Consider the following 20,861-nt stretch of genomic DNA (forward strand, 5'->3'; position numbering starts at 1 on the left):
ACGAACTCCATTGAATCTTTTAACAATGAGCTGCGTAAAGCTACTCGCAACAGGGTGCAGTTCACCAACGATGAATCAGCCCTAAAGACGCTGTGGTTGATGATCTGCAATATTGAAGACAGACGAGCCGCCAAGAGAGCGAAGCAGGGTAAACGAGTCTCAAGAACAGCCGGCAGACTCATGGAAGGGACCCGAGTTTCCGGCTGGAAACAAGCCATTAACCAAATGGCCGTGGCCTACCCCGACAGCTTCGACAAATACCTATAAACCAACCCCCACACACAAACAACTTGACACCCTCCGAACAAGCAAGCATTGATAGATGCAGGTCTGCACTACATTTTGTCGGTGAAACCCCACCGTGCCTGAGGTGAGTGAAACCTGGCGGCGGGAAATCCCTGGTGAAGCCTACGCCCACGGCCAGATCTGGACACAAGCCTCGGCAAGCGATGCGCGCAAACACACAACCCCGAATACGGTGACCCACTTCCAGTACTCCTATGATCGGGCCAGACGCGGCCTGCGCGGAATCAAAGAGCAAGTCGCAAAAGCCAAACGCGCTGTTGACGGCGAAATCGCCATTAAGCGCAACCGCTATTTCGATCTTTCCACCCCGAACAAGAAGGTCAACTACGCTCTTGCTGCCAAACACCGAGCCCTAGCCGGAATTAAAGGCTATGAAACCGACCTGACCGCTCTTCCCGCCCAGGAGGTTATCGGGCATTACCGCAGGCTATTCCACATTGAAAATGTCGTATCGGATGTCGAAATCAGACCTGAAAGCACGCCCAATCTATGCGAGGAAACAAAACTCGATCACAGCACATCTCAATATTGTGATGGCAGCACTAGCCGTGACCCACCTGATGGAGACCCGCAGTGGTCACTTCATCAAACGCCTCGTGAGAACACTCAAGAAATACCGCAGCTTTCAACTCGTCGTTGGCGGCGAAACCATTCACGCCGCCGTACCATTCCCGCCCGACCTCACTGCCACCATCCAAGTAATCACCGGCCGCGAACTTCCGCACAAAATTGGCCTAAGTCAGGTTAGAAGGGAATCAGCACACCGTCTCGTGGGATTCGTGCTCTGGGTGCTCAATCTGGATGGTGGAGTGCTCGATACCGTGTTCGCGCAGGGCCTGCTGGGCGGCATCCAACAGCGGGCCGGTGCCGACGGTGCCGTCGCGCACGATATGCACGGTCGTGAGCACGTTCACGCCGTCCAGGCTCCACAGGTGCAGGTCGTGGATGTCAGCAACGCCCTCGACCTGCCGCAGCGCGGGCTCGATCGCACTGGCGTCGAAGTCCGCCGGGACTTGCTCGAGCAGCACGCTCGCCGAAAGCCGCATGAGCTGCCAGGCGCGCGGCAGCACCATCGCCGCGATCGCTAGGGAGGCGATCACGTCCGCCGCCACAAACCCCGTGGTCAGTACCACAATGCCGGCCACGATTACTGCGACCGAGCCGAGCATATCCACTAACACGTGCAAGAACGCGCCCTCCACGTTGATCGAGGATTTGCGGTGCCGGTGCAGAACCCACGCCGATAGCGCATTCGCCACCAGGCCGATCACCGCGATGATCAGCATCGTTTTTCCCTGCACTTCGGCCGGGCTCTGCAGGCGGCGCACCGCCTCGACGACAATCCACACCGAGATCGCCAGCACCATCACTGCGTTCGCCAGTGCAGCAAGCACCTCCACTCGTCGGTAGCCGTACGTGGCCTGAGCCGATGCTTGTCGGCGCCCAACCAACACCGCTAACACCGCGATGATCAACCCCGCAGCGTCGGAAAGCATGTGCATCGCATCCGCCATCAGCGCCATCGAACCCGCCAACCAGCCGCCGATCAGCTCCGCGAAGAAGACGGTGCCGGTAATGCCTAGCGCAATCAAGAGTGCGCGCAGCGGCGTGCTGGAGTGATCGTGGTCGTGGTGCTCGTGTGCCATGCACTCAGCCTATCCCCGTCGACGCTTATTGACAATTAAATGAAAATGGATGGCGGTAAGCGCAGCCACTTAGGCCAAGTCGGCCTGATTTAGGTCATTGTGCAGTTGTCCTTTGAATATGTAGAGAAGCTGAAACAAGAACACACATAAACTAATGCAACTGCATGTCAAAAAAGCGGCGGCCGAGTGTACGCGAGGTAAATATAAAACTACTTTTGTATAAATTGATAGAGAAAAGCGCCGCGACCCGTGGAACGTGTTAAAAGGAGGGTCGCGGCGCTTGTACCAAAAGAAATTACTTTTTGGTTTCACCCAACAGATGGCACTGAATCATGTTGGTGTTACCAGCGATTCCTGGAGGGGTACCAGCAATGACGACAATCATGTCGCCTTCCTCATACCTGTCCATCTCCAGCAATGCATCATCGATGGCTTCCATCATGTCATCGGTGGACTTAACGTGCGGGCTCAGGAAGGTCTCAGCACCCCACGTGAGAGCCAGCTGGGAACGAACCGCTGGGTCCGGAGTAAATGCCAACAGTGGCAGGTGGGAGTGCAGGCGAGCCACTCGCTTAGCGGTATCACCGGAGGTAGTAAAGGCTACGATGGCCTTTGCATTGAGACGTTCGGCAATATCGCGGGCGGAATAGGACACCACACCACGCTTGGTGCGCGGAACGTGGGACAGCGGTGGAACCTTGCCACCATCTTCAGCATTAGCCACGATCTTGGACATGGTGCGCACGACGTTCTGCGGGTCAATACCCACGGAAGTCTCACCAGAGAGCATAACGGCATCGGCGCCGTCGAGAACGGCGTTAGCTACGTCAGAAGCCTCTGCACGGGTCGGGCGCAGGTTGGAAATCATGGAATCCAGCATCTGGGTAGCCACGATGACCGGCTTAGCATTCTCGCGAGCAATCTGGATAGCGCGCTTCTGGAACAGCGGCACGCGCTCCAGCGGCACCTCAACACCGAGGTCGCCACGGGCAATCATGATGGCATCGAATGCCAGCACGATGGACTCGAGCGCGTCTACTGCCTCAGGCTTTTCCAGCTTGGCAATGACCGGAACGCGGCGACCCTCTTCGTCCATAATCTCGTGGACCTTATCCACATCTGCTGGGGAGCGGACGAAGGACAGTGCCACGAGGTCAACGCCGAGATTCAAAGCGAAGCGCAGGTCAGCGATATCCTTTTCCGACAACGCCGGCACAGAGATATCCATACCAGGGAGGGAAACGCCCTTATTATTGGAAACTGGGCCACCTTCGGTGACCTCACAGACGACGTCGTTGCCGTCGACTTCCTTACAAACAACGGCAACCTTGCCGTCGTCAATCAGCAGGCGGTCACCTGGCTTAGCATCTTTGGCCAGGCCCTTGTAGGTGGTGGAGACGCGGTCATGGGTGCCTTCGATATCGTCCACGGTAATGCGGACGATCTGGCCGTTATCCCACTGCTCCTCGCCGTTGATAAAGCGGCCAAGGCGAATCTTAGGGCCCTGGAGGTCCGCCAAGATACCTACGGCGCGGCCGGTCTTATCGGTGGCCTGGCGCACCCAGTTGTAATTCGCCTCGTGGTCTGCATGCTCGCCGTGAGACATATTCAGGCGGGCAACGTCCATGCCGTCCTGTACGAGGCGCAAGATGCCGTCCTCGCTAGCAACGGCAGGGCCGAGAGTACAAACAATCTTCGTTCTTCTATCCAGCATTATTGGCCTATTCCGTCGGGGGAAACTGAACACTCCCCAACCTACTCCTTCGAAAGGATTGGGGCCACAATTTTTTGGTTCCATTTTCTGAACGGACACCACAAAATGCCCCATTTCCCACAAAAACAAATCCAACCGGGCACACTTGGGCAGTATTTACGTCGATAAAGAGCCTGGTTGCTGCCCATCAGATACCGCGTGCTCTGGGCTGTGCTCATCAGCATCCCGGCGCTCCGCCCAATACTTAGGATCTACCTCTTCGGGAGACTCTGGTCCCTGGCGGTGCCTATCAAGCACGAAGAAGACAATCGCGGCGATGATAAAAATCATTAGGGAGACGATGATATTCACGCGGACCCCAAAGATATGGGTCGCCTCATCGGAACGCATTCCCTCAATGAAGAAACGGCCCAAGGTATACCCCATGACATAGAGGGCAAAGACGCGCCCGTGCCCCAATTTCCAGGCCTTGTGAGCCCACAAGAGGAAAAGGCAGACCAAGACATTCCACACCAGCTCGTACAAGAAGGTCGGGTGCACCGAGGTCATGACCTCACCCGTGGAATGTCCGGAAACGGGAGCATAGCCACCATTTTCATTGACGCGGTAATAGATGTCTAAAGCCCACGGAACGTCGGTCGGGCGTCCGTAGAGCTCCTGGTTAAACCAGTTACCTAGGCGTCCAATCGCTTGCGCGAGGACGAGGCCTGGCGCCACCGCGTCAGCAAAGGGGCCGAGCGGCACCTTCTTCACTTTAAAAAGCACCCATAAAGCTAGTGCGCCCAAGGCTACGGCGCCCCAAATGCCCAGGCCGCCGTTGGTAATCTTCAGCGCGTCCGCGGGATTGCAGCTATCGCAGAAATACTTCTGGTTATCGGTAATGACGTGGTAGAGCCGCCCACCAATGATGCCGGCGGGGATAACCACAATGGCAGCATCCCACACTGTGTCTGGGTTACCGCCGCGTGCGGTATAGCGGCGCAAGGTCATTCGCAGGCCGACGATAATCCCTACGATGATGCACAGCGCATAGGCACGAATGGGAATGGGCCCCAACTGCCACACGCCCTGCGGCGGAGACGGAATATTTGCAAGAATTTCTGTGTGCACGTAGCTAGTGTGCCTTATCCCCCACCCCACCAGCTAGTTGGGGCCTTAATCTATCTTGCGCGCGGGGCACGCTGGATGCTGCCCGGCAGCCACCAAGGAGCGCGCCAGCGCCGTAGGATCTTGGGCAGCCATGACGGATTCGCCCACCAAAACTGCATCGGCGCCGCGTGAAGCATAGTGAAACAGGTTGCGCGCGTTGTTTACCCCGCCTACTGCGATGCGCAGGATGGATTCTGGCAGGCCTGGGGCGATATCGTTAAACGCCTCGCGGTTAATGGCATCCGAAGCCAACGACCACGCATTGATGGCGATGACGCTACTTCCTGCCTTGATTGCGCGGTCGACCTCTGCGCAGTTGCGTACCTCTACGATGGCGGTCATACCGAGCGATTCCACGCGGTCTAACAGCGCCTCCAGGCGAGCTTGCTCTAAGAGCTCTACCTGCAGCGGAATGGCATCGGCCCCAAAGCACCGGGCTTCATGAATTTGGTAGGGGTCCACGATGAGATCGCGCGACATCATGGGAATATCAATCGCAGCACGGGCAGCTGCCATGTCTTCTAAAGAACCGTGGAAACGGCGGAAATCAGTCTGGCATGCCATGAGATGTACGCCGCAGTGTTCAAAGGTGCGGGCCCATTCCGCCATCTGTTCCGCAGAGCCAACATGAGCGATTTCGCCGCCGTAGGGTACGGCGCGCTTGAGCTCAGTGATGACCGAGCAGCCTGTGCGCAGCAATGCCGCGCGTGCATCCCGGGGAGGTTCCATGTCACGCGAGCGCACCTTCACCTCTTTGAAGGACACGCGAGCTTCCCGTGCAGCGACGTCCTCCAAGACTCCTGCAACAAGGTGGTCAACGGCAATGGGCGTAGGCATCAGCACCTCCCTCCACGGGCGATTAAGATCACACTTAGGTTAACCTGCTCACCTGCCGTTCCGGAAATTGCACAGGAAACGGGGCTAATTTTTGTCCATATCAGTGGGATCGATATCACTATCAAGCGCGTCCCACATCACACGGCCAGAGTCGGAGGAGGTTTCCAAATCCTCCTCCAACTTTTCCTGCCGTGCCGCTGGGGTTTCGTATTTGCTCGACACCTTCGCCTTATCCTCGCCTGGATTGCGTGCAAGCATCACTGCACCAAAAAGGCCCGCTGCCGCACCTATGAGGGCCACGATTGGTCCCAGGGAATGCACCTCGGTGGAAACGACTGTGGCCCAGTCAGAAATCTGGGCAGAGTCTACGGCGTTTTCATTGGCCGAAGCTCCCTGCAGGATCTTCTGCGCGCGCTCGGTGTCCGCGCCCGCAGTCAGCAGGCTCACCGGTGTCCATGCGCTGGCCGCGGCCGCGAGGGCGCACACGATGCCCACCACTCGCCTACCGACGCGCCGCAGCGCCATCCCCGCAACAGCACCGGCTACCAAAACTAAGGTCAAGGCCATGATCTCCAGCGACCAAGCCGAGCCGATGATGTCATTGGCCGCGGAGCCGGCCTTATCGTCCTCGCTGGCGGCTACCACCCACGTGGCACGGGAGGACAGCCACACTACGATGGCTCCAGCAGCGATAAGTAGTGGTCCAAGGCGTCTAGCCTTCACGGTTGCCCTCCTAGGAGATCGGTGGCGTCAAAGCACGTGCGGTCACCGGTATGGCAAGCGCCGCCACGCTGCCGCACCGTCAGCAGAATAGTATCTCCATCGCAGTCAAGGCGAACGCCCAGCACCTCTTGGGTATTTCCAGAAGTCTCTCCCTTAACCCAATACTCATTGCGTGAGCGCGAAAAATACGTTGCCTTGCGGGTGGCAAGCGTATGGGCCAAAGCGTGGTCATCCATCCAGGCCATCATCAACACCTCACCAGACTCAGCTTGGGCAATGGCCGGCACCAAGCCTTGGTCATTGCGCTTGAGCTGCTTGGCGATGCCCCCGTTAAGTTCATAGTTGCCCGGGGTACTCATCGGCGCACCTCGTATCCCGCAGCGTCCAAGGCGTCTTTCACGTCGCTGATTTCTACCTCCCCGAAGTGAAAAATGCTTGCTGCCAAGACGGCATCGGCGCCGGCTGCAACGGCCGGTGGGAAGTCTGCGGCGTTTCCCGCGCCGCCAGAGGCGATAACGGGAATGGTCACCGCTGCGCGCACGGCGCGCAGCAATTCCAGGTCAAATCCTTCCTTTGTGCCATCGCCATCCATTGAGTTGAGGAGGATCTCCCCTACGCCGAGTTCTTCGCCGCGGCGTGCCCATTCGATGGCGTCGATCCCGGCCGATTCCGTTCCGCCGTGCGTGGTCACCTCAAAGCCGGATGGCGCATACTCTTCGCGGCACCGGCGAGCATCAACAGACAGCACGATGCATTGGGCCCCGAAAATCTCAGCCATTTCGCGCAGCAGTTCCGGATTCTTAATGGCCGCGGTGTTCACGGAGACCTTATCTGCCCCGGCGCGCAATAGTTCTCGGACGTCATCAACGCTGCGAACTCCGCCTCCCACCGTCAAGGGGATGAATACCTGGTCTGCGGTGCGGCGCACGACCTCGAGCATGGTGGAGCGGCCTTGTTTGGACGCAGAGACGTCTAAAAAGGTAAGTTCATCGGCTCCTAGGGAGTCATAACGCGCGGCCAACTCCACTGGGTCGCCGGCATCGCGCAGGTTGTCAAAGTTGATGCCCTTGACCACGCGGCCTTGGTCCACGTCTAGGCAGGGGATCACGCGTACGGCTACAGCCATGGCGGCCGCCTCCTTTTCGGGTGTTTAGTCTTAGCGGTGAAATGAACCGGTATGACGAGACAAGATATCCACGATGGTGGCATGAACCTGCGGGGTACCTGCCACCATGCCGCGCGACTGCGCGGTCCACGGATTTCCTTCCGGATCGGTGACAACGCCACCAGCTGCCTGAATCTGCAGTGCTCCCGCGGCGTTATCCCATGGGTGCGGAGAGAAGTTAATCGCACCATCGAACACACCCTGCGCGACGAAGGCATTATCAAGCCCTACGGAACCGGTCATTCGCGGGCGCAGTCCGGTCTCGCGCAGCTCGTGGAAAATCTCGGTGGGCAGGTGGGAAGAGCAGCCCACGTGGCCGCGTGCTTCATCAAATCCCATTGCTTCGTCCCCTCCACCGAAACCAGTGGCAGGCCCACCTACTGAGCGCAGTGGGGAGCCATCGCAGGTGACCAGACGGCGCCCCAGAAGCGGGAAGTCAGATACCGCAGCAACAGGGGCGCCCTCATGAATGAGCGCCACTAGAATGCCGGCCATGGGGTTTCCGGCAGAGTAGTTTGCGGTGCCATCAATCGGATCTACCACCCACACGGTATCGAGCACGCTGCCGCCTGATTCTTCTCCATAGACCGGGATACCGGTCATCTGGGTCAAGATATCGCGCAGCTGTTGTTCGATGACGAGATCTACCTCGGTGGCAAAATCTCCCTGCCCCTTAAAACGGGCGGGCGCAGCTCCGAGGCCGGAGCGAAAAATGGGTTCTACTTGGTCTACGGCCGCCTCCGCGAAGGCCACCAACTCGCGGGGTTCCATCATGACTTAGTTGTCCTCAGGGGCGAAAGGGTCAATGGTTTCTTCCGCCGGCAGCGGCTCTACCTCGGCCACCGCAGCGAGTGCTTCGTCGAGGGTGAAATTCCCTTCGTACAGGGCCTTGCCAATAATGGCGGAATCGATGCCCTCATTTACATAAAGCGCGAGCTCGCGCAGGTCTTCCACGCTAGAAATGCCACCAGAGGCGGTGATCTTTGCCTCCGTTGCCATCGCCACCTCGCGCAGGAGCTCAATATTAGGTCCGGTGAGCGTGCCGTCTTTAGACACATCTGTCACCACAAAGCGCTGGCAGCCGGCTGCATCCAGGCGCTCGAGTACCTCCCACAGATCGCCGCCATCGGAGACCCAGCCATTGCCGGCGGTACGCCATTCGCCGCCTTCCTCGCGCACGGCAAGATCCACGGCGACCTTATCTCCGTAGCGCGCCAGGATGTCCTCGACCCATTCCGGCTGCTCTAGGGCAGCCGTGCCGATACTAATGCGCTGCGCGCCGGTAGCCAGCGCGCGCTCCACCGCGGCATCATCCCGGATGCCGCCACTAAGCTCCACATTTACGCCCAGCTCACGAGTAATCGTCGCCATTTCTGCGTGGTTGGAGCCCCGGCCGAAAGCCGCATCCAAATCCACAAAGTGCAGCCAGTGCGCGCCTTGGGATTGCCACTTTTGTGCGGCATCGCGCGGGGAACCATACGAGGTTTCGGTGCCTGCTTCGCCTTTATCCAAGCGCACGGCTTGGCCTTGAGATACATCGACTGCTGGCAAAAGCGTAAAAGTCATATTCTTCATCCTACCTAGAGCGTGCGCATCCAGTTTTCCAAAAGCTGAGCACCGGCGTCCCCGGATTTCTCAGGGTGGAATTGAGTCGCCCACAGGACACCGTTTTCTACCGCCGCGACGAACTTATCGCCCGCGTGCTCGGCCCAGCTCACCTGCGGCGGGCGGGTAATCTCCGTTTCCAATTCCCACCGGCGAACGCCATAGGAATGCACGAAATAAAACCGCTCGTCTTCGGCCACTCCGGCAAACATATCGCTGCCGACGGGTACCTCTACGGTATTCCATCCCATATGCGGCAGCACCGCAGATTGCAGCTTTTCCACGGTGCCGGGCCACTCGCCGCAGCCGGTGGAGTTGATGTTGTGTTCCACTCCGGCGTCGAAAAGCACCTGCATGCCTACGCAAATGCCCAACACCGGCCGCTCTCCTGCCAAGCGCTGGCCGATGACCCGAGGGCCCTGGACCGCGCGCAGCCCGCGCATGCAAGCAGCAAACGCACCCACGCCGGGAACAAGCAGACCGTCCGCTTCCACCGCTTCCTTGGGGTCCGCGGTAACGGTAACGTCCGCGCCCACTCGCTCCAGCGCGCGCTGGGCCGAGCGCACATTGCCCGCGCCATAATCCAATAATGCGACCGTCTTTGCCATGGGCTATACCTTACGCATGCGACGCAGGCGCGTCCGGATATCGTTGGTTTCGCTCACGCGGGTGCGCCCAAGGATAAAATCTGCCAGCGTCATCACAACGCCGGCGACGAGGATGACCACGCCGGCGCCAAAAGCCCCTGCATAGCCGTAGCCGGCAACCAAGGCGCCCAAGAGGGTCGAGCCCAAGCCGGTTCCGCCGTCATAGAAGATATTCCAGATGGCCGAAGCCTCCGAGACGCGCTCGCGCGGCAGGCGGTCAAACATCGATAGCAGGGCCTCATTTTGCGCAATACCAAAGGCACCGCCGAAGAGGAAGGCACCCAGGACGAGCCACCACACAGAACCGTCGAGGTACAGCGGTACGGCGATGGCGAGCACGCCCACGATGGCCATGATCTGGCTGGGGATATACAGACGGCCTGGGGTGCCTACGCGGTCTGCCACCATGCCGGCAAAGTAGCGGAAAATCATGGCGGCGCCGCCCACGATGGACAGCATGATGCCGGCCAAGCTGGCGCCGCGCTCTGCATCAAGTTCTTGCACCGCCGGCGGCAGGAAAGACGAGACGGCACCGTAGCTCATGGAGAAGGTCGTCAGCGCCAGCGCGGGCACGAGCACCAGCTTCCACGTAGGAACGCGGATAAGGTTCGGCTCCTCTTCGGTATCGGAGGCGAGGGTGACCTTAATCTTGGGAATGCGCAGGCACAGACCAAAGCCCACAAAGCCAATGATGCCGGCGGTGATATACGTCGAGGCATAACCTAGCTTTTCCGCCATGATCAATCCCAGTGGCAAAAAGACCATTTGGCCCAGGCCAGTGAAAACACCAATCATGCCGGTTGCCTTGCCCAGCAGGCGTACGGGCGCCAGTTCCGCAATGAGCGCGGACTCAGAAACGGTCAGCGCACCAAAGCCCACGCCGCGCAGTGCGGAAAAGAGCAGGACAACCCAAGCATCGGTACCCAAGAGGTGGCCAAAGGCAGGTACACCCAGGGTAAACGCGGACAGTGCCATTACGCGGCGGTAGCCCCACCGGCGCAGGAGCCATGGGGAAATGATCTGGGTCAGCACGGTAAAGGCCATGAAGATGCCTGTGGATGAGCCCGCCAAGGTCGCTGAGCCGCCAGAGTCAATGACCGCTAGCGGCACCACTGGAAGGAGGATGGACCAAGCACCGAAGGCTGCGGCGATGGCCAACATGGTCGCGGTATATCCAGGTACCTTCCAGATATTAGTTTCTTGGGTATTGCTCATTTACCGAACGCTCCTACCATCCACGAGATTGCTGCTACCACGGTGATTGCGGCCAAAAGAGAGGCTACTACTGTCATGGCCTTTGACCCCTGTTGGTAGGCAGACCATGCGCCTCCCACCAGCATGCCAGCTACGAGGAAGAGGACCAAGATCATAAAGTGCATGCGTTCTAGAGTGCTCCCTTCGTCGATGGAATTCCAGTCTGGCGGGGGTCGAATTCCACCGCACCGCGCAGCGCACGCGCGACGGCCTTAAACTCCGCCTCCGTAATGTGGTGCGGATCGCGCCCATAGCGCACGTTGAGGTGGAGCGTTACCGCAGCGTGGGTAGCGAGCGTTTCAAAGAAGTGGCGATTGATCACGGTGGCGTAATGCCCACCGATGGTCTGCCACTGCAGGTGCTCTGGTTCGCCGTTCATGACAAAATAGGCGCGCCCAGAAAAATCCACCACCGCTTCCACTAAGGCCTCATCCATGGGCAAAAGCTGGGAGCCAAAGCGGCGAATGCCGGCCTTATCCCCCACCGCCTCACGCAGCGCGGTGCCGAGCACGATGGCGGTATCTTCCACCGTGTGGTGGGCATCTACCTCCACATCGCCCTCCGCGCCCACGGTGAGATCGAAACTGCCATGGGTAGCAAAGGCCGTGAGCATGTGGTCAAAGAAAGGCAGTCCGGTGGAAATATCGCTACGCCCGGTGCCATCGAGGTCAATGACCACAGAAATCTGCGATTCCGACGTCGCCCGCTGGGCGCGCCCGACGCGGTTGCTCATGCTTCGCTCCTTTCACCTGCGGCCGGGGAATCAGCCACTACTGTATCCGCAAGGTCCTCGGCTACGGCCAAGAAGGCCGAATTTTCTTCCGGTAGCCCCACGGTCATGCGCAGGTGGCCTGCGATGCCAACATCGCGAATGAGCACTTCCTTATCCAAGAACTGCTGCCACACGCGGTGTTGGTCAGCAAAGCGGCCAAAGAAGAGAAAATTAGATTCGCTCGGCAGGACGGTATAGCCCAGTTCGCGCAAGCGAGCGGCCACCCGCTCGCGTTCGGCGGCGATCTTTTCCACGGTGGCGAGCGTATCCGCGCTATGGCGCAGCGCCACCGTCGCCGCCGCTTGGGAAAGCACGGACAGATGGTACGGCAGCCGCACCAGCATTACGGCCTCCACGAAGGCCGGGTCCGCCACGAAATAGCCGAGGCGGCCACCCGCGAAGTCGAAGGCCTTAGACATGGTGCGCGAGACCACCAGCTTCGTAGGGTATTTATCCAGCAGCGTCACCGCAGAAGGCGAGGAAGAAAATTCGCCATAAGCTTCATCGACGATGAGGATGCCAGGGGCGGCGTCGGCAAGCGCGGCAATATCGTCCACGCTGGTCACCCCACCGGTGGGGTTATTCGGCGTAGTCACAAAGATGATATCCGGCTGGTGCTGCGCCACGGCTGCGAGCGCCCGGTCCATATCAATGCGGAAATTCTCATCGCGCGGGCATTCCACAAACTGCGTATGGGTGCCGTCCGCGAGGATAGGGTGCATGGAATAAGACGGGGTGAAACCGAGCACACTGCGGCCCGGACCGCCGAATGCCTGCAACAGCTGCTGCAAAATCTCATTCGAGCCATTGGCCGCCCACACCTGCGCATAGCCCACGCGCACGCCGGTTTGCTCAGTGATATAAGCCGCTAGGGCCTGGCGCAGCTCCACCGCATCGCGCTCCGGATAGCGATTGAGTGTGGTGGCAAGGCGCTGGGTCTCCGCCACCAGGTCATCCACTAGCGCCTGCGAGGGAGGATAGGGATTTTCGTTGGTATTGAGCTGGTAGGCCACGTGGAGCTGCGGCGCCCCATAGGCGGACTTGCCGCGCAGCTCCTCGCGCAGGGGAAGATCATTCAAGTGCGTCATTTATTTCTCCTCGAATCGGGCGCGGATAGCCTCACCGTGGGCGGGTAGCCCCTCGGCCTCCGCAAAAGCGATAACGTGCGGGGCAATCTCTTCCAACGCAGCTCGGTCATAATCAATAAGGTTGACCGGCCGCATAAAGGTATGGGTAGAAAGGCCGGCAGAAAAGCGCGCCGTACCGGAAGTGGGCAATACGTGATTGGAGCCGGCCGCGTAATCTCCCAGCGGCACTGGAGCAAAGTGCCCTACAAAGATGGCACCGGCGTGCTTAATGCGCTCGGCCACCGCGCCGGGCTCTGCGGTGTGGATTTCCAGGTGCTCAGCGGCATAGGCATTGGCCACCGCCACCGCTGCATCCAGGGAATCGACCAACACAATTCCGGATTGCTCGCCGCCTAGAGCTTCGGCCGTCCGCTGCGCATGTGCAGTGGCGCCGTGGCGCGCTTCTACCTCCTCCTTCACACGCTGAGCCAGGCTTGGAGATGCCGTAATGAGCACACTCGCGGCCATCGGATCATGCTCGGCCTGGGAGATGAGATCATAGGCCACATACACCGGATTCGCGGTGTCATCAGCGATAATGGCGATTTCGGTCGGCCCGGCCTCAGCATCGGTGCCCACCACGCCGCGCACCAACCGCTTGGCCGCGGTGACGAAGATATTTCCTGGTCCGGTGATCATGTCCACCGGGGCTAGTTCGGCGTCATCATCACCGTAGGCCATCAGCGCGATGGCTTGGCCGCCTCCTACCGCCCAGACCTCATCTACGCCGAGCATCTGGCACACGGCCAGCACCGTGGGGTGCGGCAGGCCGCCGGACTCTTTTTGTGGCGGTGAGGCTACCACCAAGCTTTCCGCGCCGGCCGCCTGCGCTGGCACGGCGTTCATGATTACCGAGGACGGATAGACCGCCTTGCCTCCCGGCACGTATAGCCCAACGCGCTCGATGGGGCGAAAGACCTCGGTCACCGTGGCACCTAGCGCCAGCTCAGTGGTGTGCGCGGCCGGTTTCTGCTCGGCGTGAACCTTGCGAACCCTCTCAATGGAAACCTCAATCGCTTGGCGCACCTGCGGGTCTAGGCCGGAAGCGGCCTTCTCCAACTCCGCTTGGGGCACCCGCAGGTGGGTTGGGCGCACGCCATCGAATTGCTCGCCAAAGTCCAAGGCCGCCGCAGCGCCTTCTTGACGTACTCGATGAACCAGCGGCGCCACCTTGTCCACCACGGCGGCGACGTCGGTGCCACCGCGCGGCAAAACTCGCCGCAGCTGGGCGGGGCGCAGCTCTTGGCCACGCAAATCGATGGTGCGAAGCATTCCCGGCTCCTCTTCTGCCAATCGGATTTCTGTTATTAAACCAATATCCTAATGGCCAAATGCCAGCGAGGGGGCCGGTTTGGGCTATAGACTCGGTGTCAACACAGCTTTAAGGTGGTGGCAGCGATGAGCGAAATTGAACCCTCTCTTCTGCTCTCGCATGCCCGCACCATTGCCCGCGATAATGACGTGTCCTGCTGGGCTCTGCCTACGGGCGAGCTTCTCGTTCCGCATGCGGCCGGTGGCTCCACCTTCATCTTTATAGACCAGTTGGAAGAACCGGTGCTCCACCTGCACACCAGCCCCCGCGGAGGCGTTGATCTCAGCGAGATCTCCGAGCTCGCACACCTAGCCAACGAGTGGAACCACGATTGCCTCTCCCCGGCCGTCGTGGTTGATTATGACCAGCCTGACTGCGTGAGCGTGTCCGGCCATAGCTATCTGCCTGCCGATACCTCCCCCAGCCGCGAACAGCTCGCGGCATTCCTCCTACCGGCGCTGCGCAATGCGGAGGTCCTCATGGATCTGCTCGCCCAATCCCATCCCGGCCTCGTGCGCGAAGCCTCACCGGAGCTTGCCCCGCTTGCCGACGCCCCCTTGGAACCCTTCACCCTCGACAGCCTGTCCGAGATCCTGCCGCTTATTGGCATCCAGCGCTTCCAAAGCGACGGCGCCACCGCCATCTACGCCTGGGTCAATGATGTCCTTTTCGCCTTTGCACTGGACAATGGCCCCAGCCTCATTATCAAGGGGCATTGGGACCCCAGCCTGGACGAGGCGGAATTTACCCGGCTTTTTCTCATTTGCAATGACTGGAATCGCGCCCACCACGGCGCCGTGGCATTTTGCCACCACACCTCCGAGGGCCTACAAGTGCGGATGGATGCCGCCACCATTACCGCCGCGGGACTTACCCGGCCGCAACTATTTAGCGCCATCGGCCGCGGACTCAAGCACATCCTGCACGGCATCGATGACATCGCGCACGAAGTAACCGGCGCCTCCCCCGTCGAATGGCCCTAGACGCGCACATCACCAATCTTCATCGGCGCTGACAAAGGCCGTGGACCAATAGGCAAACATCGCCATAAAGGGCGCTACCGCCCACGAGATAGCCGGGGAGAAATTCGGCGCAAACTCTACGACTTCCCCTGGGTTTTCTGGCGGATGCGTGGCGGTGACCCCGCCAAAGACATAAAACGACGCCGCCCCAGCCAGGGCACACACGCCGACCCACAGGAGCATCGACAAGCCCCGCCCCTGCCGGCGGAGATACGCGCCCAACCCCAAGAACAAACCAAGCAGGCCGGTAATGAGGGCAAAGGTAATAAAGGCGATGAACTGAACGCTTCCCATCGCATCGATGGCATAGCCACCATCGTCTACCTCATGGCCGGTAAGCGTCGGCCGGAAAAGCCCCCACAGCGCACCGGCCACGCCATACACCAGGAGCGCACACGCGAGTAACCCCGCACCAAAACCTAGGGTGCGGGGTAACCGGCGCTTTAACAGAGCCAACTTAGTTACAGAAGGTCCAGTTGCCGTTCTCTCGACGGAAGCGGACCGTGGAGGTCTCGGTGCCCTCGGAGTTGGACACGCTCACGGTCGCAGAAGCATCGTCGCCATTGACCACAACGTCGTTGACGGACTGCAGCTTGGTCGACTGCGGGATGGACTCCAACTGGCTAGCGAACTTCTCTACCTCGGCGTTGCCACCGCCCTGCTGGCGCATGGTGTTGGCATACTCGGCGAAGGACTGGTTCGGCAGGCTATCGACGTACTGCTGGTACTGGCCGAACTCCTGGGACTGCTCATCGCGGACTGCCTGGCAGGCGTGCTGCGGCATGTAGTTGAAGTATTCCTTCACGTTATCGATCTCGTGCTGGCCGCGAACCAGCTGCTCGATGGCCTGCTTATCGCCATCATTAGCGTCCTGGCCGCCTTCGATCGGCTTGATATCCTTCGCGCCAGCGAAAGGATCTTCACCATTGTTCAGCGGGTTAGCCAGCTGATCTGGCCCCTCGCCAGCGCCGTCCTCGCCCTCCTGGCCTTCTGCGCCTGCGGCGGCGTCCTTGTTTTCGCCGCCCTTATTCTGATCCTTTTCTTTTTCCTTGTCCTTGTCTTTGTCTTTGTCCTTGTCTTTGTCCTTGGACTTATCGGCATCTTTGTCCTCGGATTTATCTGCAGACTTATCCTCAGAAGACTTGGATGCCGTGGTGGCGGCAGCCTTCTTGGAATCGTCATTGTCATCCGAACCACACGCAGCCAAAGCCAGCGGGGTAACCAGCGCAACTGCGATGAGGGACTTCTTTGCAGGGGTCAAAAAGGACAAGGGAAAGCTCCTGAATCAATCTTGCGAATGTGAAGCCACCCCAAGGGCGGCCTCTTATTTGTCTTCGCAATACTAACAACCCGACGATGGAAATGACATTGAGACTCCGTTAAAAGAACCTGTGAACTACCGTCCCGCCCGGCCAAGTCCGTACAATTGCCAAGGTGCACATAAACCGCGAGAGTATTATCGACGCCGCTCTTTCCCTGCTTGATACCTACGGGCTTGGCGACGTCACCATGCGCCGCGTTGCTTCCTCCCTCGGCGTCGCCCCCGGCGCGCTCTACTGGCACATTGCCAATAAGCAAGCGCTCATTGCAGCCCTAGCGGAAGACATTACCTCCCCCGTTTCTGGGGAGTCGCTCGAGGATATCAGCCTCAATCTTCGTGATTTGCTGCTCGCCCGCCGCGACGGCGCCGAGGTAGTCATTGCCGGCCTCTCCCTCCCGCAGGCCCCGGCCTGGGACCGCCTCTTGGCGGCCTTCACCGCTGCCGCCACGCGCAGCACCCTCGCTGCCGACAGCGCCCACCGCGCCGCCGCGCTCTCCGCCATTCACCTCGTGCTCGGCGCCACCTTGATGGAACAGTCCCAACGCCAGCTTGCAGAAACCACCGGCGAGTCGCCGGTCACAGATTATCGCGCAGACCTCATTCGCGGCGTACGCATTATTAACGCTGGACTTACGCACGGCGCCGGCGCCTAGAAAGTGGTTATGCTCGTGGGCATGAACACTCCCGCCATGGACGCAGTCCCCACGCCCACCGAGAGCTACGGCCGCCAAATCTGGCCCGGCAAACCCACCCCGCTGGGATCCACTTTTGACGGATCCGGCACCAACTTTGCCCTGTTTTCCGAGGTAGCAGACAAGGTCGAGCTCTGCCTCATCGACAAAGAAGGCACCGAGGAACGCATCGAAATGTCGGAGGTCACTGCCCATGTGTGGCATATTTACCTCCCCAATGTCACCCCTGGCCAGCGCTACGGCTACCGCGTCTATGGCCCCTATGAACCAGAAAACGGCCTGCGCTGCGACCCTTCCAAGCTCCTTGTAGACCCCTATGCCCGGGCGTTCGACGGCGAATTCGACGGCGATGCTTCCCTCTACTCCTATGACATCCATGCTGAGGAACCCGGCACCGGCCGCAACGAAGAAGACTCGCTGGGCCACACCATGTTATCTGTGGTGATTAATCCCTTCTTCGACTGGCGCAGCGACCACCGCCCGCACATTCCGGATAACGAAAAGGTCATCTACGAAACCCATGTCAAGGGCATGACCATGACCCATCCGGACGTGCCGGAAGAGCTCCGTGGCACGTACGCCGGCATGGCCCATCCCGCCGTCATTAACTACTTCAAAGAGCTTGGCGTTACCACCGTTGAGCTCATGCCCGTCCACCAATTCCTGCAGGACGATCGCCTGCGCAACCTGGGGCTGCGCAACTACTGGGGCTATAACACCTTCGGCTTTTTCGCCCCACACCATGACTATGCCTTTGCCAAGAAGCCGGGCGAGGTGGTCTCCGAGTTCAAGACTATGGTCCGCGCCTTCCACGAGGCCGGCATCGAGGTCATCCTCGACGTGGTTTATAACCACACCGCCGAGGGCAACCACATGGGCCCCACCATTGCCTTCCGCGGCATCGACAATGGCGCCTACTATCGCCTCGTCGAGGGCGATGAGGCTCATTACATGGATTACACCGGCACCGGCAATTCCCTCAATGTCCGCCACCCGCACTCGCTGCAGCTGATTATGGATTCGCTGCGTTACTGGGTTACGGAGATGCGCGTCGATGGCTTCCGCTTCGACCTGGCGGCGACCTTGGCGCGGGAGCTTGACGACGTCGACAAGCTCGCTACCTTCTTCGACCTAGTACAGCAAGATCCCATTGTCAGCCAGGTTAAGCTCATCGCCGAGCCCTGGGACATCGGCCACGATGGCTACCAAGTGGGCAATTTCCCGCCGATTTGGAGCGAATGGAACGGCAAGTACCGCGATACCGTGCGCGATTTCTGGCGCGGCGAGCCCGCTACCCTGGGTGAATTCGCCTCCCGCTTGACCGGCTCTTCGGATCTCTATGCCGATAATGACCGCCGCCCTACCGCCTCCATCAACTTCATCACCGCCCACGATGGCTTTACCCTGCGCGATCTTGTTTCCTATAACGACAAGCACAACGAGGCCAATGGCGAGGACAACCGCGACGGCGAATCTTTCAACCGCTCCTGGAACTGTGGAGAGGAAGGCCCCACCGATAACGACGATATCCGCAAGCTACGCCGCCGCCAGGCCCGCAACTTCCTAACCACTCTCCTGCTTTCCCAGGGCACTCCTATGCTCTCGCATGGCGATGAATTCGGCCGCACGCAGGACGGAAATAATAACGTCTACTGCCAGGACAACGAGCTGTCGTGGATGGACTGGTCCATGCTGGAGGAAGAAAAATCCGCCGCGATGTTGGGCTTTACCAAGCGCGTGCTGTCCATTCGCAACCACCACCCCGTCTTCCGCCGCAAGCGTTTCCTCGCCGGCGGCCCGCTCGGCGCGGATGTTAAGGAACGCGATATCGCCTGGCTGGTTCCTTCGGGCCGCCTGATGACCCAGGACGACTGGGACCACGACTTCGGCCGCGCCCTCATGGTCTACCTCAATGGCAATGCGATTACGGAAACCACCGCCCGCGGCGAGCGCATCACCGATGATTCCTTCATCATGATCTTCAACTCCCACGACGGCGAAATCGAGTTCACCCTGCCCACCAAGGATCTCGGCGCCACGTGGCGGCTGATGGTCGATACCGCCGATTCCGGCGGCTACCCCGCGGAGGAAACCCTCATTGAGGCAGAGGGTACGATCACGGTGCAGCCGCGTTCAACGCTGATTCTGCGTCAGATTGAACCGCCCGTTTTCGATTCCTAGAGAAAGGCCCCTCGTGTCATTTCCCGCGCACGGCGCACTCATCGATGTCACAGCGGATAAACTCGTGCTCCACCGCACCCTGCTGGCTACCAGCCTCGGCGCCCCCGCCACGCAGGATATCCCGCTTGAGTCCATCGACACCGTGCGCGTGAGTGAACCGACCCCCACCGGCTTCGGCGCCCTGGACTTGGGCGCCGCCGGCACTATCGCCTTCGCCCCGCACCAAGCCCCGCAGGCAGTCGCCCGCGCCATTTCCGCCGCACAGCGGGGCGAAGCACCCTCTTCCGCCGCCACCATCCCCGGCCTTGATTTCACTGCCGTGGACGTGGAAACGGCCAACGACAACTGGGGCTCTATCTGCCAAATTGGCGCGGTGCGCTTCCGCGACGGCCAGGAGACCGACTCCCGGTCCTGGCTGTGCACTCCTCCACCAGGCCTAGAGCACTTTGCCGATATCAACGTCTCCATCCACGGCATTACCGCGGACTATGTGAAAGGAGCGCCGGCTTTTGCCGACGTCGCCAAGGAGCTCTTCGATTTCCTCGGCGGCGACGTGCTTGTCGCCCACAACGCCCAGTTCGATTCCACCGCGCTGCGCACCGGCTTGCTTACTGCCGGTGCCGAGGTTCCCACCGTGCCGCTGGCCTGCTCTCTCGCACTGTCCCGCGACGCTTCCAAGGCCAAGGTTATTTCGGTGCGCAACCACAAGCTGCCCACCGTCGCCGCCCACCTGTCTGCGCCGGACTTCAGCCACCACGACGCCACCGAGGATGCTCGTGCGGCCGGCGAAATCATCGCCCGTTTGGCCGAGCGCTTCGGGCACACCGGCAGCATCCGTGACCTCTTCACCGCACGCGAATTCACCTTGGGCCGCCTCGATTCCGAGGCCATCCTGCCCGTCCTGCGCGCCCACACCGCCCCCACCTCCGGCGTGGATCTCGGCGCTGGGACCGACTTCCGCGACCAAACCCGTGCGGCCGGCTCCGCACAGAAGAAGTCCCGCGGGCCCGCCCCGTGGCAGTCCGTCGCCACCCCGGACACAATCCCAGAGCCCAACCCAGACGCCGACCCGGAAGGCGCACTCTACGGCCAGCATGTCACCCTCACCGGTGATTTTGAGCCCTACGATAAGGGCGTGCTGTGGCAGGGCATCGCCGAGCGCGGCGGCCAAGTGGCAAAGAACGTCACCAAAAAGTCCACCCTGCTCATCGTGGGCGAATGGGCCAAGAAGACCTCCAAGGAAAAGCGCGCAGAGGAGCTGCAGGCCAAGGGCCAAGAAATCGACATCTGGCCGGCCGATAAGCTCTTTGCTGAGCTGCAGCTCGACGCCGAGCCGCCCTTCTAGGCCCACCCAGGGAACCAAACGGCGGTTTCTCCAGTCCAATAAA

At 60.2% G+C, this 20,861-nt stretch carries 23 protein-coding genes; 6 read left to right on the forward strand and 17 right to left on the reverse strand.

Annotated features, from left to right (window positions below; genetic code table 11):
• On the forward strand, positions 1 to 267 hold a 267-nt coding region (locus tag MHY13_RS10635), incomplete at its 5' end, for a transposase (protein ID WP_239283081.1).
• A gap of 103 nt (positions 268 to 370) precedes the next feature.
• Entirely contained in the window at positions 371 to 1,054 is a 684-nt protein-coding gene (locus tag MHY13_RS10640) for a hypothetical protein (protein ID WP_239234733.1), read from the forward strand.
• 7 nt (positions 1,055 to 1,061) lie between these two features.
• Here the strand turns inward: MHY13_RS10640 and MHY13_RS10645 are convergent, their stop codons facing one another.
• From MHY13_RS10645 to hisD, 15 genes are all read right to left on the reverse strand, one after another.
• On the reverse strand, positions 1,062 to 1,952 hold the full coding sequence (locus MHY13_RS10645) for a cation diffusion facilitator family transporter (protein WP_005328806.1): 891 nt from the start codon (positions 1,950 to 1,952) through the stop codon (positions 1,062 to 1,064).
• Between the two features lie 295 nt (positions 1,953 to 2,247).
• Entirely contained in the window at positions 2,248 to 3,663 is a 1,416-nt protein-coding gene (pyk, locus tag MHY13_RS10650) for a pyruvate kinase (protein WP_239193234.1), read from the reverse strand.
• Between the two features lie 159 nt (positions 3,664 to 3,822).
• Entirely contained in the window at positions 3,823 to 4,776 is a 954-nt protein-coding gene (gene lgt / locus MHY13_RS10655) for a prolipoprotein diacylglyceryl transferase (RefSeq protein WP_239283082.1), read from the reverse strand.
• 45 nt (positions 4,777 to 4,821) lie between these two features.
• Positions 4,822 to 5,652: an indole-3-glycerol-phosphate synthase gene (locus MHY13_RS10660; protein WP_239283083.1), complete on the reverse strand. Its 831-nt coding sequence runs from the start codon at positions 5,650 to 5,652 to the stop codon at positions 4,822 to 4,824.
• An 84-nt stretch (positions 5,653 to 5,736) separates the two neighbouring features.
• Positions 5,737 to 6,375 carry a TIGR02234 family membrane protein gene (locus MHY13_RS10665; RefSeq protein ID WP_239283084.1) on the reverse strand — a complete coding sequence of 213 codons (639 nt, stop codon included), beginning with the start codon at positions 6,373 to 6,375 and terminating at the stop codon, positions 5,737 to 5,739.
• Positions 6,372 to 6,734: a phosphoribosyl-AMP cyclohydrolase gene (gene hisI / locus MHY13_RS10670; protein WP_239283085.1), complete on the reverse strand. Its 363-nt coding sequence runs from the start codon at positions 6,732 to 6,734 to the stop codon at positions 6,372 to 6,374. The genes MHY13_RS10665 and hisI overlap by 4 nt, the downstream gene beginning before the upstream one ends.
• Positions 6,731 to 7,501 carry an imidazole glycerol phosphate synthase subunit HisF gene (gene hisF / locus MHY13_RS10675; protein ID WP_239283086.1) on the reverse strand — a complete coding sequence of 257 codons (771 nt, stop codon included), beginning with the start codon at positions 7,499 to 7,501 and terminating at the stop codon, positions 6,731 to 6,733. Before hisF ends, hisI begins: the two co-directional genes overlap by 4 nt.
• A gap of 30 nt (positions 7,502 to 7,531) precedes the next feature.
• Positions 7,532 to 8,314 carry an inositol monophosphatase gene (locus tag MHY13_RS10680; protein WP_239283087.1) on the reverse strand — a complete coding sequence of 261 codons (783 nt, stop codon included), beginning with the start codon at positions 8,312 to 8,314 and terminating at the stop codon, positions 7,532 to 7,534.
• 3 nt (positions 8,315 to 8,317) lie between these two features.
• On the reverse strand, positions 8,318 to 9,106 hold the full coding sequence (priA, locus tag MHY13_RS10685; protein WP_239283088.1) for a bifunctional 1-(5-phosphoribosyl)-5-((5-phosphoribosylamino)methylideneamino)imidazole-4-carboxamide isomerase/phosphoribosylanthranilate isomerase PriA: 789 nt from the start codon (positions 9,104 to 9,106) through the stop codon (positions 8,318 to 8,320).
• A 14-nt stretch (positions 9,107 to 9,120) separates the two neighbouring features.
• Entirely contained in the window at positions 9,121 to 9,753 is a 633-nt protein-coding gene (gene hisH, locus MHY13_RS10690; RefSeq protein WP_239283089.1) for an imidazole glycerol phosphate synthase subunit HisH, read from the reverse strand.
• A 3-nt stretch (positions 9,754 to 9,756) separates the two neighbouring features.
• The gene (locus tag MHY13_RS10695) at positions 9,757 to 11,007 is read right to left on the reverse strand and encodes an MFS transporter (RefSeq protein ID WP_179386692.1); all 1,251 of its coding nucleotides are present in this window, start codon (positions 11,005 to 11,007) and stop codon (positions 9,757 to 9,759) included.
• A complete protein-coding gene (locus MHY13_RS10700; protein ID WP_005324605.1) occupies positions 11,004 to 11,171 on the reverse strand; it encodes a hypothetical protein in 168 nt (55 codons plus the stop codon). Before MHY13_RS10700 ends, MHY13_RS10695 begins: the two co-directional genes overlap by 4 nt.
• Before the next feature lie 5 nt (positions 11,172 to 11,176).
• Entirely contained in the window at positions 11,177 to 11,779 is a 603-nt protein-coding gene (gene hisB, locus MHY13_RS10705) for an imidazoleglycerol-phosphate dehydratase HisB (protein ID WP_239283090.1), read from the reverse strand.
• A complete protein-coding gene (locus MHY13_RS10710; RefSeq protein WP_239283091.1) occupies positions 11,776 to 12,906 on the reverse strand; it encodes a histidinol-phosphate transaminase in 1,131 nt (376 codons plus the stop codon). Before MHY13_RS10710 ends, hisB begins: the two co-directional genes overlap by 4 nt.
• On the reverse strand, positions 12,907 to 14,217 hold the full coding sequence (hisD, locus tag MHY13_RS10715) for a histidinol dehydrogenase (RefSeq protein ID WP_239283092.1): 1,311 nt from the start codon (positions 14,215 to 14,217) through the stop codon (positions 12,907 to 12,909).
• A gap of 126 nt (positions 14,218 to 14,343) precedes the next feature.
• Here hisD and MHY13_RS10720 point away from each other — a divergent pair, with 126 nt between their 5' ends.
• Positions 14,344 to 15,240: a YbjN domain-containing protein gene (locus MHY13_RS10720; RefSeq protein ID WP_239193185.1), complete on the forward strand. Its 897-nt coding sequence runs from the start codon at positions 14,344 to 14,346 to the stop codon at positions 15,238 to 15,240.
• A 9-nt stretch (positions 15,241 to 15,249) separates the two neighbouring features.
• Here MHY13_RS10720 and MHY13_RS10725 read toward each other — a convergent pair whose 3' ends face one another.
• Complete coding sequence (locus tag MHY13_RS10725) at positions 15,250 to 15,654, reverse strand: hypothetical protein (protein WP_225746752.1); 405 nt, start codon at positions 15,652 to 15,654, stop codon at positions 15,250 to 15,252.
• Between the two features lie 82 nt (positions 15,655 to 15,736).
• Positions 15,737 to 16,549: a hypothetical protein gene (locus MHY13_RS10730; RefSeq protein ID WP_239283093.1), complete on the reverse strand. Its 813-nt coding sequence runs from the start codon at positions 16,547 to 16,549 to the stop codon at positions 15,737 to 15,739.
• A gap of 164 nt (positions 16,550 to 16,713) precedes the next feature.
• On the opposite strand from MHY13_RS10730, the gene MHY13_RS12220 reads away from it, so the two are divergent.
• From MHY13_RS12220 to MHY13_RS10745, 3 genes are read left to right on the forward strand one after another with little or no spacing between them, the layout of a single operon-like run.
• A complete protein-coding gene (locus MHY13_RS12220; protein ID WP_284597113.1) occupies positions 16,714 to 17,253 on the forward strand; it encodes a TetR family transcriptional regulator in 540 nt (179 codons plus the stop codon).
• A 21-nt stretch (positions 17,254 to 17,274) separates the two neighbouring features.
• Positions 17,275 to 19,473 carry a glycogen debranching protein GlgX gene (gene glgX, locus MHY13_RS10740; RefSeq protein WP_239283094.1) on the forward strand — a complete coding sequence of 733 codons (2,199 nt, stop codon included), beginning with the start codon at positions 17,275 to 17,277 and terminating at the stop codon, positions 19,471 to 19,473.
• Between the two features lie 13 nt (positions 19,474 to 19,486).
• Positions 19,487 to 20,818, forward strand: a complete 1,332-nt coding sequence (locus MHY13_RS10745; protein WP_239283095.1) for an exonuclease domain-containing protein — start codon at positions 19,487 to 19,489, stop codon at positions 20,816 to 20,818.
• Positions 20,819 to 20,861: the final 43 nt, after the last annotated feature.

It is taken from the genome of Corynebacterium sp. ACRPE, assembly GCF_022347435.1.
Classification (GTDB): Bacteria; Actinomycetota; Actinomycetes; order Mycobacteriales; family Mycobacteriaceae; genus Corynebacterium; species Corynebacterium tuberculostearicum_D.

Coding starts and splice junctions, on each gene's coding strand:
- hisF (WP_239283086.1), bottom strand. CDS start 7,501: ATGGCTGTAGCCGTACGCGTGATCCCCTGCCTAGACGTGGACCAAGGC.
- MHY13_RS10695 (WP_179386692.1), bottom strand. CDS start 11,007: ATGAGCAATACCCAAGAAACTAATATCTGGAAGGTACCTGGATATACC.
- MHY13_RS10660 (WP_239283083.1), bottom strand. CDS start 5,652: ATGCCTACGCCCATTGCCGTTGACCACCTTGTTGCAGGAGTCTTGGAG.
- MHY13_RS10645 (WP_005328806.1), bottom strand. CDS start 1,952: ATGGCACACGAGCACCACGACCACGATCACTCCAGCACGCCGCTGCGC.
- MHY13_RS10720 (WP_239193185.1), top strand. CDS start 14,344: ATGAGCGAAATTGAACCCTCTCTTCTGCTCTCGCATGCCCGCACCATT.
- hisD (WP_239283092.1), bottom strand. CDS start 14,217: ATGCTTCGCACCATCGATTTGCGTGGCCAAGAGCTGCGCCCCGCCCAG.
- hisB (WP_239283090.1), bottom strand. CDS start 11,779: ATGAGCAACCGCGTCGGGCGCGCCCAGCGGGCGACGTCGGAATCGCAG.
- hisH (WP_239283089.1), bottom strand. CDS start 9,753: ATGGCAAAGACGGTCGCATTATTGGATTATGGCGCGGGCAATGTGCGC.
- MHY13_RS10710 (WP_239283091.1), bottom strand. CDS start 12,906: ATGACGCACTTGAATGATCTTCCCCTGCGCGAGGAGCTGCGCGGCAAG.
- MHY13_RS10680 (WP_239283087.1), bottom strand. CDS start 8,314: ATGATGGAACCCCGCGAGTTGGTGGCCTTCGCGGAGGCGGCCGTAGAC.
- priA (WP_239283088.1), bottom strand. CDS start 9,106: ATGACTTTTACGCTTTTGCCAGCAGTCGATGTATCTCAAGGCCAAGCC.
- glgX (WP_239283094.1), top strand. CDS start 17,275: ATGAACACTCCCGCCATGGACGCAGTCCCCACGCCCACCGAGAGCTAC.
- MHY13_RS10700 (WP_005324605.1), bottom strand. CDS start 11,171: ATGCACTTTATGATCTTGGTCCTCTTCCTCGTAGCTGGCATGCTGGTG.
- hisI (WP_239283085.1), bottom strand. CDS start 6,734: ATGAGTACCCCGGGCAACTATGAACTTAACGGGGGCATCGCCAAGCAG.